The sequence below is a fragment of the Brevundimonas fontaquae genome (assembly GCF_017086445.1).
GTDB lineage: Bacteria > Pseudomonadota > Alphaproteobacteria > Caulobacterales > Caulobacteraceae > Brevundimonas > Brevundimonas fontaquae.
Map to the genome: position 1 here is coordinate 2,890,294 of NZ_CP070968.1, position 14,585 is coordinate 2,904,878.

Genomic DNA, 14,585 nt, shown 5'->3' on the forward strand with positions numbered 1-14,585 from the left:
ACCTCAAAGCTCAGGGGAGCCGGTCACGTTCTTCCTTTACGATATCAATGCCAGCCGGCGAGCGCCGACGGGCAATTCTTGATGCGATCACAAGATCCTGGTGGAGCCAGACGGAGTCGAACCGACGACATCCTGCTTGCAAAGCAGGCGCTCTACCAACTGAGCTATGGCCCCATTCCATCAGGAATAGTGCGAAGCCCAGGAGAGCTGTCGGCGATGCCGTCTTGAGGCTGAGAACCCCCAGCGAACCAGAAGTCCTGGTAGGCCCGGGCAGACTCGAACTGCCGACCTTACGCTTATCAGGCGTACGCTCTAACCACCTGAGCTACGGGCCTATGGCAGCGACAGCCGGGTCATAGACACCCAGGCTCGCGATCGCGTCACCAACTCAACGACCCGTATGGTCGAGGCGTCGATGACGAAAGTGGAAAGAGAAACGGAGACGGCGGCGTTCCGCCGTTTGTGCCTAGCGCTATCGCATTGCTGCTTGAGCGCATCAGCTATTGGAGCCTCAATAGACAGTCTCGTGAGAGACGGCCTGGAGAAGCATCCTTAGAAAGGAGGTGATCCAGCCGCAGGTTCCCCTACGGCTACCTTGTTACGACTTCACCCCAGTCGCTGACCCTACCGTGGTCGCCTGCCTCCTTGCGGTCAGCGCAGCGCCTTCGGGTAGAACCAACTCCCATGGTGTGACGGGCGGTGTGTACAAGGCCCGGGAACGTATTCACCGCGGCATGCTGATCCGCGATTACTAGCGATTCCAACTTCATGCCCTCGAGTTGCAGAGGACAATCCGAACTGAGACGACTTTTAAGGATTAACCCTCTGTAGTCGCCATTGTAGCACGTGTGTAGCCCACCCTGTAAGGGCCATGAGGACTTGACGTCATCCCCACCTTCCTCCGGCTTAGCACCGGCAGTCCCATTAGAGTTCCCAACTAAATGATGGCAACTAATGGCGAGGGTTGCGCTCGTTGCGGGACTTAACCCAACATCTCACGACACGAGCTGACGACAGCCATGCAGCACCTGTGTCCTAGTCCCCGAAGGGAAAGCCAGATCTCTCTGGCGGTCCAGGCATGTCAAAAGGTGGTAAGGTTCTGCGCGTTGCTTCGAATTAAACCACATGCTCCACCGCTTGTGCGGGCCCCCGTCAATTCCTTTGAGTTTTAATCTTGCGACCGTACTCCCCAGGCGGATTGCTTAATGCGTTAGCTGCGTCACCGAAATGCATGCATCCCGACAACTAGCAATCATCGTTTACGGCGTGGACTACCAGGGTATCTAATCCTGTTTGCTCCCCACGCTTTCGAGCCTCAGCGTCAGTAATGAGCCAGTGTGTCGCCTTCGCCACTGGTGTTCTTCCGAATATCTACGAATTTCACCTCTACACTCGGAGTTCCACACACCTCTCTCATACTCAAGACACCCAGTATCAAAGGCAATTCCGAGGTTGAGCCCCGGGATTTCACCCCTGACTTAAATGTCCGCCTACGCTCCCTTTACGCCCAGTAATTCCGAGCAACGCTAGCCCCCTTCGTATTACCGCGGCTGCTGGCACGAAGTTAGCCGGGGCTTCTTCTCCGGGTACCGTCATTATCGTCCCCGGTGAAAGAATTTTACAATCCTAAGACCTTCATCATTCACGCGGCATGGCTGCGTCAGGCTTTCGCCCATTGCGCAAGATTCCCCACTGCTGCCTCCCGTAGGAGTTTGGGCCGTGTCTCAGTCCCAATGTGGCTGATCATCCTCTCAGACCAGCTACTGATCGTCGCCTTGGTGAGCCTTTACCTCACCAACTAGCTAATCAGACGCGGGCCGCTCTAAAGGCGATAAATCTTTCCCCCGAAGGGCACATTCGGTATTAGCACAAGTTTCCCTGAGTTATTCCGAACCTAAAGGCACGTTCCCACGTGTTACTCACCCGTCCGCCACTAACTCCGAAGAGTTCGTTCGACTTGCATGTGTTAGGCCTGCCGCCAGCGTTCGCTCTGAGCCAGGATCAAACTCTCAGGTTGAGTTGACTTCTGACCTAAGCATCGGACCGACCGAAGTCGTCCTTGGCATTAGTTCTACGTATTTTATTGACGAGTTCCCACGTCATCGATCCGAAGACCGACGCATGGTATCTTTTCAAAAAGACCGCAGATAGTCAGTGTCGTATGATGACCTCTAGGGTCATCGCAAGAACACCGCCGCCTGCGTTTCTCTTTCCAAATCAACAATGTCAAAGACCTGGAACCTCCGAAGAGGCCCGACCGTTTAGCGCCGTGTCGTCGGCGGAGGCGGCGATTTAGAGAACCGCAAACCCCGTGTCAACCGCTCTTTTCAGAGATCTTTCGGAGAGAAGAGCGAACCCTTCAGACCGCAAGAAACCACCGGAGGAAAGCGAGGCCTACCTCTAAAAACCCGTCGGCGATTCGATTGGAGCGCGGAACCTAGTGAAACCAACCGATGAAAGCAAGAAGTTTTTCAACTCTTTCTTCCGTGGGACCTTGGAGATCTTCATCCCCGCCGCCCCGCCGGCCGGCCCGTTTCCGAGCGAGGCGGCTCTATACGGACCACCCTCTTTGTCAGCAAGCGGATTCTAACACGACAGGGGAAGTTTCTCGCAAAACCGGAATCGGCAAACGGCGGGCGCCCCTCTCACCCCGCAATATAGGTCCGCAAGCTCTCGGCCTCATGGGCGTGTTCGGCGATCTGGCACTTCACCACGTCGCCGATGGAGATGACGCCGACCAGACGGTCCGCCTGCATGACCGGCAGATGCCGGACGCGCCGATCGGTCATCCGGGTCATCAAGGCCGACATCTCCTCGGCCGGTTCGGCATAGATCACCTTGGCCGTCATATAGTCGGCGACCGGACGGTCCAGCGCATCGGCGCCATCGGCCGCCAACGCCTTGACCACATCGCGTTCGGAAAACACCCCGACCACGCGGTCGCCGTCGCAGACGACCAACGCCCCTACCCGCTTCTGCTCCAATTCTGCGCACGCCTGCGTCACCGTCAGATCCGGCGCGATCGAGAAGACGGCGTTTCCCTTGGTCTTGAGGATTTCGGCGACAAACATCGCGGTCCCTTCTCTCTATAAGAGACGACCGCAGGGCCGGAATGGCGACAGGGCCGCTCAGGGAGCGATGATCGCTCACCCCTCGTCCGGAATCAACGCGCCTCACGGATGAGGCGCGGCCCCGCTTCCGAACATCCGCCCCAAGGGACCGATGGCCAGAAAGCCGACAACGAACCCGACCGCATGCGCCTCCCAGGCGATCCGCGCGCCCTCGGCGCCGGGTAGTCCGCCGATCATGCCGGTCACGACGTTGACCGCCATCCAGGTGATAGCCGCGCCGATCACGCGGCGATCACCCATCGGCAGCACCCTGCCCTGCCCGCCCAGCAATCGTGTCGCGGCGCCGATCAGGCCGAAGACGGCGCCGGACGCGCCGACCATCGGCTCGCTGGATCCCCAATGGATCAGCCCGTAGCCCAGCGACGCCAACACGCCGCACACCAGATAGAAGAGCAGAAAGACCGTCGGACCAACCTTGGTCCCGAACAGCCGCGCCACCGGCGTCCCGAAGGCCAGCGCCGCCACCGCATTCATGATCGCGTGTGTCCAGCCGCCGTGCAGCAGCATGGCCGTCAGCAGCCCGCCCCACCGTCCCTGCTCCAGATCAATGGGCGCGAACGCCATGCTCATGCCCATGTCGGGCAGGTCGCGCTGGAAGAAAAAGAGCGTCGGCATCGACACCGCGATCAGCAGCACGACCAGCGGCACGTTGAACATCGGCTCTCGCGCCGGGCGGCTGTTCGGCGGATCGAATCGACCGGATGCATCTGACATGACGCCACAAATGCTCAGTGACCCGCGTCGCATCAAGCGCTTCTTAATAACCTTAATGCAGGTTGGGGTGCGGATCACGCTCGTGGTCCGGCGTTCGTTTGTGCGCGAGGAAGCCCGAAATGCCCGCCAAGAGGCTGTTTGTATCCACCGCCGTCATGGCTTTCGCCGCCGCTGCAAGCGTGCCGGCGATCGCGCAGTCGACGGGTTCGGGCGGCGCTTCGCGCTTCCAGCAGGGCTATGGCGGCGCGCGAACGGCCGCCAATACGGCCGCGACCGGCTATACCCGCGACGCCAACGGCAATCGGCTGATCGTCAACGGCATCATCCAGTCCGGCGCCTCATCCTATTCCAGCCAGTCCGGCGGAGCGGCCTCGGCCTATGCCGGCGCCGGCGCGTCCAGCAACGGCGGCACGACCATCGGCGGCTCCACCGCCATCGGCAATCAGCTGAACGTGGTGGTCCAGGGCAGCCGCAACACCGTCATCGTCAACTCGACCCAGACCAACACCGGCGCCATCAACGCCGGTACGGCCCTGAACGGGAACATCGACCTTCCATGAGCCGCCGTCATCTCATCAAGGGGTCCGCCGCCGTCTCGGCCGTCGCCCTTCTGCTCGCCGGCTGCGTCAGCCCGGTCGCGGGTCCGTCGGGTCAATATGCGACGCCAATCGGCAATGCGCCGGTGACCGCAAACCCCACGCCCTATTCCGCCGCGCTCTATTGCCTGGCCGACTACGCCCGTCGCTACAACCTGCCCTCGCCGCGCATGGCCGTGGGCCGGATCAGCGACTACACCGGCACGGTGTCGTCCGACGGCGGCCGCCAGATCACCGGCGGCGCCTCCCTGATGGCAAACTCGGCGCTGGCCAAGGCCGGCGCCCGCATCGTCGAACGCTACGACACCTCGGTGTCCGAGCTTGAGTTGCGCTACGCCAACAACAAGCTGATCGGCGACCAGGCTCCCGACGCCAAGGGGCCAGAGGACACCCAGTACCGCCGCATCCTGGCAGGCCAGGTGCCGGGCTCTGACTTCTATGTCGTCGGCGGCATCACCGAGGTGAACTACAACATCCGCTCCGGCGGCTTCGACATCGCCGGGGGTGAGGTCGACAGCAACCGACCCGGCTCGGGCATCGTCAACCACCGAGTCTATGTGATGAACATCGCCATGGACCTGCGTCTGGTCCAGACGACCACGCTGGAGGTCGTCGATGTCGTCTCCTATCAGAAGCAGATCATCGGCCGCGAAATCTCTGCGGGCGTCTTCGACTTCCTGAACGGCAACGTCTTCGACATCTCGGCCGGCACCGGCGGGATGGAGCCGACGCAGCTGGCCGTCCGCGCCCTGGTCGAACGGGCCACGGTCGAGTTCATGGCCAACCTCTATGGCGCGCCCGGCCCCGAAATCTGCCTGAACCCCGCCAACGATCCGCTCGGCGATTCCACGGTCGGCCCGACCGGCGGCTATTATCCGGCCTATCCCACTCAGGACACCAACAATGGCCAGACCCGCGCCGATCCGTCTCGTTGGCATGATGGCCGCGACGGCGACGTTCGCCGCACTCGCCACTGAGGCGAGCGCCCAGCAAACGCCGACCTGCGATCCGCAAGCCGGCGAAACCTGCTCCAGCACCCAGACCCAGACTGGCGACGTCACCGGCCTGGTGGATATCGACCTGTCCGTCGATCAGGTGACCGTTAGCACAAACGCCCAAGGCAATGCGCTTGCGGGCGGGGTCACGGCCGCCTCTGCGGGCCTGATCTCGCGCCAGTCGATGACCGGCGCGACGGTGGCCCGCAGCAATGTGGTCGTAAACGGCGAGGCCGACGGCCAACTCAGCGTCGATACGACCGCGCGCGGCAACTATCTCGGCGTCACCACCGATCGCGCAACCTTCGCCGTGGACGCCAGCCAGTCCGCGACCGGCGACCGGGTCGAGGCCGGAACCTATGTTCAGGCGCCGAACGGCCGCGTTCTGCAGGGCGGTTTCGCCACCAGCACCGCCGTCGCCAACACCGTCGCCCTGGGCGGCCCTTCCTCGTCCCTGACCGGCGTCATCGACCAGAGGGCCCAGACCACCGTCTTCGCCGAGACCGTCGCCGACGTTCAATACATCCCCGCGCCTGCGACCTTCTCGTCCCAAGCTGTCGCCAATGCGGTTCAGACCAACACCACCGGCGCGTCGCACCAGGATCTGGCCATCCGCCAATCGAACGCCGCCTCGACGACCGAGGCGCGCACCGATGTCTATGTCGACAACGGCTGGGACCTGACGGTCGGCGCCAACGCCGGGGCCAACCGGGCGATCACCGCCAACGCCGGCGGCTCCATGCTGATCCAGACGGACCAAGCCAACGCCGGCCGCGTCCGCGCCGACGCCCGCGTCCAGACCAACCTCCAGGGCCAGACGGTTCTGGCGGCCCGAAGCGTCGCCAACGAGACGGTCGCCGGCAACAACGACATCTATTTGAAGCTCGACAACACCCAGTTGAACACCGGCGGGGTCGAGGCCAACGCGACCTATGTCGGCGTCAACGGCTATGACGCCTATGTCGGCTCCGACGCGGTCGGCAATGCGGTGACGGGCTATGCCTGTTCTCAGTGCGGCGGCGACGTCAACGTCAACAACAACCAGACCAACAGCGGCAATGTCACCGCGACCACCAACGCCACGGTCTCGTCCGGGCGCACCGCCGTGGTCGGCGCCAATGCCGTCGGCAACAGCGCCAGCTTCTACATCAGCCGTCCCGGCGGCTGATCCGAACATGACAAGTCGGTAAGGTTCGCCGGCCCCGCTTGTGGCGAAGGCAAGCACACTTTACACATCCGGCATCGCGCCATCGGGGGTTGCGGTTTCGGAGTGATCTTATGCGTTCTGCGCGTCATCTACTGCTTGTCGCCGTCTCCGGACTGGCCCTGACCACCGGGGCGTTCGCCGCCCCTGCTCTCGCCCAGACCACGCCGCCCGCTGCGGCCGCCGACGGTCAGGTCGCGCCGTCCGCCCCCTGGGCGCAGTCCGCCAGCGACATTCCCGCCGATCCGGCCGTCCGTTACGGCCTGCTGCCGAACGGCATGCGCTACGCCCTGCTGCACAATGCGACGCCTCCGGGCCAGGCCTCGTTCCGCCTGCGCATCGACGCCGGCTCCCTGATGGAGCGCGACGATCAGAAGGGTCTGGCTCACTTCATGGAGCACATGGCCTTCAACGGCACCAAGGACGTGCCGGAAAACGAGATGTTGCGCATCCTCGAACGCCTGGGTCTGGCCTTCGGCGCCGACACCAACGCCTTCACTAGCTTCGATCAGACCGCCTATATGCTGGAGTTGCCCAACACCAAGGACGAGACGGTCGATCCCAGCCTGCACATCCTGCGTGAGATGATGTCGGCGGCCCTGATGGCGCCGGACGCCATCGATTCCGAACGCGGCGTCATCGTCGGCGAAGAACGGACCCGCGACACGCCGCAACTGCGCGTGCTGAAGACCCAGCTCGGCCTTCTGGCGCCCGGCCAGCGTCTGTCGGAACGCCTGCCCATCGGCGACCTCGACATCATCCGCACCGCGCCGCGCCAGCGCTTCGTCGACTTCTACGACGCCTACTATCGCCCCTCGCGCGCCACCTTCATCGCCGTGGGCGACTTCGAGGTGGACGCGATGGAGGCCAAGGTCCGCGCGGCCTTCGGCGACTGGAAGCCGACCGCCGCCGATGGTCCGGAGCCCGATCTGGGCGCCGTCGCTCCCCGTCAACCGCAGACCAGCATCCTGGTCGAGCCGGGCATCCAGTCCTCGATCCAGATCAACTGGATCAAGGCCCCGGACCTCAACCCCGACACGGCCGCCGAACGCGCCGCCGACGTCCGTCGCGGCCTGGGTCTGGCTGTGCTGAACCGTCGCCTGGGCGAGATCGCCCGCGCCGACAACCCGCCCTTCATCGGCGCCGGCGCCGGATATCAGTCGCTGTTCGACAGCCTGGACGCCAGCACCCTGTCGGTCGCCTTCAATCCGGGCGGCTGGCAGCGTGCGCTGGAAAGCGTCGAGCAGGAAAGCCGTCGTCTGGCCGAATACGGCGTCAGCGACGCCGAGCTTCAGCGCGAAATCGTCAACACCCGCACCGCGCTTCAGAACGCCGTGGCATCAGCCGCGACCCGTTCGACCCCGGCCCTGGCGACCGGCCTCCTGGGCGCCGTCAACGACGACCAGGTCTTCAGCTCGCCCCAGACCAACCTCGATCTGTTCAACAAGGCCGTCGAAGGCCTGACGGTCGATCAGGTCAATCAGGCGACCAAGGCGGTGTTCGAGGGCCAGGGCCCGCTGCTGCTGTTCAGCTCCCCCGTCCCGGTCGAGGGCGGCGAGGCCGCCGTCACCGCTGCGCTGGAGGCCTCGCGCAACACCCCGGTGCAAGCCCGCGCCGCCGAGGCCGAACTGAAGTGGCCCTATGCTGACTTCGGCGCCCCGGCGGTCCCCGCCGCCCGTTCGGAAGTCGCCGATCTGGGCGCGACCCTGGTCCGCTTCCCGAACGGCACCTTGTTGAACATCAAGAAGACCGACTTCCGCGCCGACCAGATTCTGGTCAGCGCCCGCACCGGTCTTGGCGAACTGGGCCTGCCTGCCGACACCCTGTCGCCCCTGTCGATGGCCAGCACCGTCCTGGCCCCCGGCGGTCTGGGCAAGCTCAGCCTGGACGAGATGAATCGCGTGCTCAGCGGACGCACCTACAGCGCCGCGGTCAATCAGGCCGCCGACGCCTATATCTTCGCCGGCGCGACCAAGCCCGCCGATCTCCAGCTGGAGCTTCAGGTCCTTGCCGCCTATCTGACCGATCCGGGTCTGCGCGGCGCCTCGTTCGAACAGACCAAGGCCATGTTCCCGCAGATCCTGGCCCAGCTGGGCGCCACGCCGCGCGGCGTCTTCCAACGCGACGCCTCGGGCCTGCTGGCCAGCGGCGACGCGCGTGAGACCACCCCGACCGCCGAACAGATCGCCGCGATCCAGATCGACGACATCCGTTCCGGCGTTCGCTCGGCCCTGGCCCAGGGTCCGGTAGAGATCACCGTCGTCGGCGACGTCGACGTCGACGCGGTCATCGCCGCCGTCGGCTCGACCTTCGGCGCCCTGCCCTCGCGCGGTGAGGCGCCGACACCGCCCGCCGGCTCGACGGTGCGCAAGTTCCCGGCCCCGACCGCCACGCCGGTCCAGCTGTATCACACCGGACCCGCCGAACAGGCGCTGGGCTTCGTCGCCTGGCCCACCACCGACCAGGTCGAAGATCGCAAGACCGCGCGTCAGCTGTCGATCCTGTCGGACGTGCTGCAACTGCGCCTGAACGACGAAATCCGCGAGAAGCAAGGCCTGGCCTATTCGCCCAGCGCCGGCTCGACCGCCTCGGACACCTATCCGGGCTACGGCTTCATCTCGGTGACCGCGGAAACCCCGCCGGCCGCCCTGCCTAAGCTGTTCGAGACGGTGGACGCCATCGCCGCCGACCTGCGCGACAATCCGATCAGTGAGGACGAACTGAACCGCGCCCGTCGCCCGGCGGTCGAGCGCATCCGTCGCAGCATGGCCGACAATGGCTATTGGCTGACCCAGCTGTCGCAGGCCCAGAGCGATCCGGCGACGCTGGACCAAACCCGCAACCAGATCGCCACCCTGGAAGCCGTCACCGCCGCCGACCTTCAGGCCCTGGCTCGCCAGTATCTGAAGTCCGACAGCGCCTGGCGCGCCACCGTCACCACTCAACCGGCGGCTCAGTAACGCCCACGAAAAAGGCCCCGGTTCTCGCGAACCGGGGCCAGTCGTCAGGATCGTCGACGGAGAGCCGACGGTCGCCTTATCTCATGTCCCGCCTGATCGGCGGCTGAACGGGCGTGTTTAGGTCCGGTTCAGAAGACCCGGCCGCCGACGCCGCCGTCCAGGGTGATCACCCCGGTCAGCACGGTCGCGCTCTCGACCTGTTCTTCGCGGTATTCCGTGTATTCCTCTTCGCGATACATCGTCAGGATCTTGATCCCGGCGCCGTAGCGACGCAGCAGCGAACGCTCATTGCAATCCCGCTCGGGCTTCTCAGGCCGGCATTCCAGCTTGCCGCCCGTTCCGTACCATAGCGCCTCATGCTTGCGGCAGGTCAGGGTCGTGCCGTGATCGAAGCTGACGTCGCCATTGTAGTCGGCGATGGTCGCCTGCAGCCAGGTGCCGGACAGGCAGCGATACAGCTCGCCCTCGAACCCTTCGGCGATCTCGCGATCCGGCCGCACCTGCGAGGCGGGGTGCGGCACCTGGCGGTCGTCGATGCAGACGGCCTGGATGACGACCCGCTTCATCATGCTGCGGAAGGCGCTGTAGGGTGTGCGCACGGTCTGGGCGATCACGCCCTCGACCGCCAAGCCCTGGATAGTGGTCGGATAGGGTTGATCGACGCTGACATAGGCCGCGCCGCCGCCTCCGCCGAAGCTGCCCGAGAACCCGCCAGCCCGCGCATTCACATAGGACCGCGCGCCCGAGTTGGCGTTGGAGTTGGCCCCGGCGCCGGCGCCGGCGTTCGCATTGGCGCTCGCGCCAAGGTTCACGTTCACATTGACGTTGGTGTTGATGTTGCCGTTCCAGTTTCCACCGCCGCCAGGACCGCAGTTTCCACCGCCGTTGCAGGGCGGCGGCTCGGGCGGCGGCGGCGGCTCGCACGAGGTGCAGGGCGGCGGCTGACAGCCGGACGTGCATTGCGCCAGCGCGGCTCCGGCGCCCGCCGAGACGGCGAGACCGGCCGCCAGGCCCAGCATCCATTTCGTGATCCGCAGCCGCATCGGCGGGAACTCCCAAGCGAATATCGTGTCGGCCGAACAAGATTCCGGCCGATCCTCCCGTCACAAAACCGCAAAAGCCTTTCGTTTCCGTTGATGAGGCCTGCGCTTCGGGATGGCGCAATGCCGCATCCGTCTGCTAGACCGCCCGCACAATGACCGTCCGCGTCTCCATTCGCCTGATTTCGATTAGCCGCCCGGCGTAGCGCTCCTGGGCCGCATGGCCCCGTGCACGCCGGGATCGAAAGCCCTCAAGCAGCGCGAGGCGCGATAGGGCGAAGAGAACAGCGACCTAATTTTCAAGACGCCGAGACGACCCATGGCCGACGCCCCCGAAAACACCTCTGAATCCACCGCCCGCGACTATCGTGACACCGTCTTCCTGCCCGAGACGCCCTTCCCCATGCGCGGCGGCCTGCCCCAGAAGGAGCCGGTCATTCTGGAACAGTGGGGCGACCTCTACGGGACCCTGCGCGCTGAGCGACAGAAGCAGAACGCCCCCCTCTACGTTCTTCACGACGGTCCGCCCTACGCCAACGGCGACATCCACATCGGCCACGCCCTGAACAAGACGCTGAAGGACTTCGTGGTCCGCAGCCGGTTCCTCCTGGGCTACGATGTCGATTACGTCCCTGGCTGGGACTGCCACGGCCTGCCGATCGAGTGGAAGATCGAGGAGCAGTTCCGCGCCAAGGGCCGCCGCAAGGAGGAGGTGTCCAAGGACGAGTTCCGCCGCGCCTGCCGCGAATACGCCGGCAAATACATCGACCTGCAAAAGGACCAGTTCCACCGGCTGGGCATCGTCGGCGACTTCGCCAACCGCTACGCCACCATGGATTTCACCTCCGAAGCGGCCATCGTCGCCGAGTTCCACAAGTTCAAGAACTCGGGCCAGCTCTATCGTGGCTCCAAGCCCGTCATGTGGTCGCCGGTCGAGCGCACCGCGCTCGCCGACGCCGAGATCGAATATCACGACCACGTCAGCCCGACGATCTGGGTCAAGTTCCCGGTCACGGCCATGTCCGACGACCATCCCGACGACCTGCTGGCCTTCCGGTCCAGCACCCCGTCCATCGTCATCTGGACGACCACGCCCTGGACCATCCCGGCCAACCGCGCCATCAGCTACGGCCCCGAAATCGCCTATGGCCTGTATGAGGTCACGGCCATGGAAGAAGGCCTGGAGTTCGCGCCCTGGGCCAAGCCCGGCGACCGCCTGATCCTGGCCGACAAGCTGGCCGAGGACGTGTTTAAGGCCGCCAAGATCGCGGCCTGGACCCGCGTCTACGACATCAATCCGTCGGGCCTGGAGACCGCCCACCCGCTGGCCGCGCTCGACAGCGGCTACGGCTTCTCCGTGCCCTTGCTGGCCGGCGACCACGTCACCGACGACGCCGGCACCGGCTTCGTCCACACCGCGCCCGGCCACGGCGCCGACGACTTCGAGGTCTGGAAGGCCCACGGCCATCACGAAGTGCCGGATACGGTCGATCCCGACGGCGCCTACTACCCCGGCGTCCCCCTGTTCGCGGGCCTGAAGGTGCTGGAGACCGAAGGCAAGAAGACCGGCAAGTTCGGTCCCGCCAACGGCGCAGTGATGGAAAAGCTGATCGAGGCCGGCAACCTGTTGGCGCGCGGGCGGCTGGAGCATTCCTATCCGCACAGCTGGCGCTCAAAGGCCCCGATCATCTTCCGCAATACGCCCCAGTGGTTCATCCGCATGGATCAGCCCCTGAAGAGCGGCGACACACTGCGCGAGACGGCGCTGAACGCCATCGACGCCACCGCCTTCCATCCCGTCGCCGGCAAGAACCGCATCCGCTCGATGGTCGAGGGCCGTCCCGACTGGCTGGTCAGCCGCCAGCGCGCCTGGGGCACGCCTCTGGCCATGTTCATCGACAAACAGACGGGCCAGCCCCTGCATGACCCCGAGGTCGACGCCCGCATCGTCGCGGCTGTCGCCGAACGCGGCGCCGACATCTGGTTCACCGCGCCCGACAGCGATTTCCTGGGCGCCCACGACCCGGCCCGCTACGAAAAGGTCGAGGACATTCTGGACGTCTGGTTCGACTCCGGCTCGACCCATGCCTTCACGCTCGACCCGCGCCTGCCGGAAAACGGCTACACCGGCGACCGTCCCGCCCACTGGCCCGCCGACCTCTATCTGGAAGGCTCCGACCAACACCGCGGCTGGTTCCAGTCGTCCCTGCTGGAAGGCTGCGGCACGCGCGGCCGCGCCCCGTTCACGGCGGTCCTGACCCACGGCTTCACCCTCGACGAGAAGGGGGAGAAGATGTCCAAGTCCAAGGGCAATACGACCGACCCCCTCACCATCATCAAGGAGAGCGGCGCCGACATCCTGCGTCTGTGGGTGGCCCTGGTCGACTATTCGGACGACCAGCGGATCGGCAAACAGATCCTGCAAACCACGGTCGACGCCTATCGCAAGCTTCGGAACACCGTCCGCTACCTGCTGGGCGCCCTGGCCGATTTCGACGAGGCCGAACGCCTGCCGCTGGACCAGATGCCGCCGCTGGAGCGGTTCATCCTGCACCGCCTGCACGAACTCGACGCTCAGGTCCGTGCGGCTTACGCCGAATACCGCTTCCAGGACGTCGTCCGCCCGGTGCTGGAGTTCTGCGCCGGCGACCTATCGGCCCTGTATTTCGACATCCGCAAGGACGCCCTCTACTGCGACCGCCCCGATGCCTTGCGCCGTCGCGCCGCCCGCACGGTGATGGACGAGGTCTTCATGCGCCTCACCGCCTGGCTGTCCCCGCTGACGCCCTTCACGATGGAAGAGGCCTGGACGACGCGGTTCCCGGACGCGGGGACGAACTGCGCCCGCGTCATCCCCGACACCCCGGCGGAATGGCGCAATCCGGCCGAGGCCGAGCGTTGGGCGGCGATCAATACGGTTCTCGAAGTGGTCAATGAATCGCTTGAAGCCGCCCGCCGCGAGAAGCTGATCGGCGGCGCCCTTGACGCGTGGCCGACCGTCACCGCCCCGGCCTCCGCCTTCGCCCCGTTCGAAGGCCTCGACGCTGCCGAGATCTTCCGCACCTCGGGCGCCGATCTTGTCGAAGGCGAAACCATCTCGGTCACGGTCGCTGTCGCCGACCACCCGAAATGCGCCCGCTCTTGGCGCCGCGTCCCCGACGTCGGCTCTGACCCCGCCTACCCCGACCTCTCGGCCCGCGACGCCGATGCGGTTCGGTATTGGGACCAGACACACGCCTGACCACCACACCGTCTCCTCCCCGCTTGGCGGGGAGGGGGACCGCGAAGCGGTGGAGGGGTTCTAAACGCCGCTTAAGCGCCGGGATGCGCGAAGAGCCCCTCCGTCTCTCCGCTGCGCTCCGAGCCACCTCCCCATGAATGGGGAGGAGACGATGCTCAGCCATCGCAATGCCGCTGGTCCATCCGCAGCGATTTCAACCGTTTGTCGATTTATGTCGCCCGTCTCCGATCCACAGGGTCAAACGGCCCCATAATACATCCGTCTCGTCGCATGGAGGGCTCGCCTGGCCTGCGACCTTGCGGCGGCGAGAGCGGAGGGCACGGGGGCGATGGTGAAATCCCATCGCGGCGCCGGGGCTGATCGGTCGGGAAATCGCCCCGGCGTCCGCAGTCGCGTCGCAGGGTCGAGGGGGATACTCGGCCGAACCGGGGATCGGGGATCGCTGCTCCGACCCGCCCGTCGCAGGCTTATGGGGTTAGGCGATAAGACCGCCACCGCTCGGCGCCCCGAGCTTGCAGGCCAACCCACCGCGCGGAGCGTCATACCCTTCGTCGAAACGGTAACTCAAACCACAGAAGTCCGGGCGAAGGCCCGGCGCTCCGCCCAGCCCTCCAGACTTCGCAGGCTGAATGCCGCGAAGACGAAGCCGTTTTCCGTCCCGCGCGACACTGCGTCATCTTGTCAAACCGCCCCTCGCGCCCCAA

General features: G+C 65.2%; 8 protein-coding genes, 2 tRNA genes and 1 rRNA gene. 5 read left to right on the top strand and 6 right to left on the bottom strand.

Annotated features, from left to right (window positions below; translation table 11 throughout):
- Nucleotides 1-98: 98 nt before the first annotated feature.
- The 5 genes from JX001_RS14110 to JX001_RS14130 all read right to left on the bottom strand — a co-directional run bounded on the left by JX001_RS14110 (nt 99) and on the right by JX001_RS14130 (nt 3,845).
- Nucleotides 99-174: transfer RNA gene (locus JX001_RS14110), tRNA-Ala, on the bottom strand.
- 84 nt (nt 175-258) lie between these two features.
- Nucleotides 259-335 (bottom strand) — tRNA-Ile (locus tag JX001_RS14115).
- Nucleotides 336-556: 221 nt separating this feature from the next.
- Nucleotides 557-2,017, bottom strand: a 16S ribosomal RNA gene (locus tag JX001_RS14120).
- A gap of 628 nt (nt 2,018-2,645) precedes the next feature.
- Nucleotides 2,646-3,071, bottom strand: a complete 426-nt coding sequence (locus tag JX001_RS14125) for a CBS domain-containing protein (RefSeq protein ID WP_205681482.1) — start codon at nt 3,069-3,071, stop codon at nt 2,646-2,648.
- 102 nt (nt 3,072-3,173) lie between these two features.
- Nucleotides 3,174-3,845, bottom strand: a complete 672-nt coding sequence (locus JX001_RS14130; RefSeq protein WP_205681483.1) for a rhomboid family intramembrane serine protease — start codon at nt 3,843-3,845, stop codon at nt 3,174-3,176.
- 119 nt (nt 3,846-3,964) lie between these two features.
- On the opposite strand from JX001_RS14130, the gene hfaA reads away from it, so the two are divergent.
- From hfaA to JX001_RS14150, 4 genes are all read left to right on the top strand, one after another.
- Entirely contained in the window at nt 3,965-4,405 is a 441-nt protein-coding gene (gene hfaA / locus JX001_RS14135) for a holdfast anchoring protein HfaA (protein WP_205681484.1), read from the top strand.
- Entirely contained in the window at nt 4,402-5,418 is a 1,017-nt protein-coding gene (hfaB, locus tag JX001_RS14140) for a holdfast anchoring protein HfaB (RefSeq protein WP_039247049.1), read from the top strand. The genes hfaA and hfaB overlap by 4 nt, the downstream gene beginning before the upstream one ends.
- Entirely contained in the window at nt 5,345-6,604 is a 1,260-nt protein-coding gene (hfaD, locus tag JX001_RS14145) for a holdfast anchor protein HfaD (protein WP_241004663.1), read from the top strand. The genes hfaB and hfaD overlap by 74 nt, the downstream gene beginning before the upstream one ends.
- Nucleotides 6,605-6,714: 110 nt before the next feature.
- Complete coding sequence (locus JX001_RS14150; protein WP_205681485.1) at nt 6,715-9,600, top strand: M16 family metallopeptidase; 2,886 nt, start codon at nt 6,715-6,717, stop codon at nt 9,598-9,600.
- A gap of 128 nt (nt 9,601-9,728) precedes the next feature.
- Here JX001_RS14150 and JX001_RS14155 read toward each other — a convergent pair whose 3' ends face one another.
- A complete protein-coding gene (locus JX001_RS14155; RefSeq protein ID WP_241004664.1) occupies nt 9,729-10,643 on the bottom strand; it encodes a hypothetical protein in 915 nt (304 codons plus the stop codon).
- Between the two features lie 316 nt (nt 10,644-10,959).
- Here JX001_RS14155 and ileS point away from each other — a divergent pair, with 316 nt between their 5' ends.
- The gene (ileS, locus tag JX001_RS14160) at nt 10,960-13,881 is read left to right on the top strand and encodes an isoleucine--tRNA ligase (protein ID WP_205681486.1); all 2,922 of its coding nucleotides are present in this window, start codon (nt 10,960-10,962) and stop codon (nt 13,879-13,881) included.
- Nucleotides 13,882-14,585 lie beyond the last annotated feature (704 nt).

Bases quoted from the DNA above. Each gene is read 5' to 3' on its own strand.
- JX001_RS14125 (WP_205681482.1), bottom strand. From the start codon at position 3,071: ATGTTTGTCGCCGAAATCCTCAAGACCAAGGGAAACGCCGTCTTCTCG.
- JX001_RS14130 (WP_205681483.1), bottom strand. From the start codon at position 3,845: ATGTCAGATGCATCCGGTCGATTCGATCCGCCGAACAGCCGCCCGGCG.
- hfaA (WP_205681484.1), top strand. From the start codon at position 3,965: ATGCCCGCCAAGAGGCTGTTTGTATCCACCGCCGTCATGGCTTTCGCC.
- hfaB (WP_039247049.1), top strand. From the start codon at position 4,402: ATGAGCCGCCGTCATCTCATCAAGGGGTCCGCCGCCGTCTCGGCCGTC.
- hfaD (WP_241004663.1), top strand. From the start codon at position 5,345: ATGGCCAGACCCGCGCCGATCCGTCTCGTTGGCATGATGGCCGCGACG.
- JX001_RS14150 (WP_205681485.1), top strand. From the start codon at position 6,715: ATGCGTTCTGCGCGTCATCTACTGCTTGTCGCCGTCTCCGGACTGGCC.
- JX001_RS14155 (WP_241004664.1), bottom strand. From the start codon at position 10,643: ATGCGGCTGCGGATCACGAAATGGATGCTGGGCCTGGCGGCCGGTCTC.
- ileS (WP_205681486.1), top strand. From the start codon at position 10,960: ATGGCCGACGCCCCCGAAAACACCTCTGAATCCACCGCCCGCGACTAT.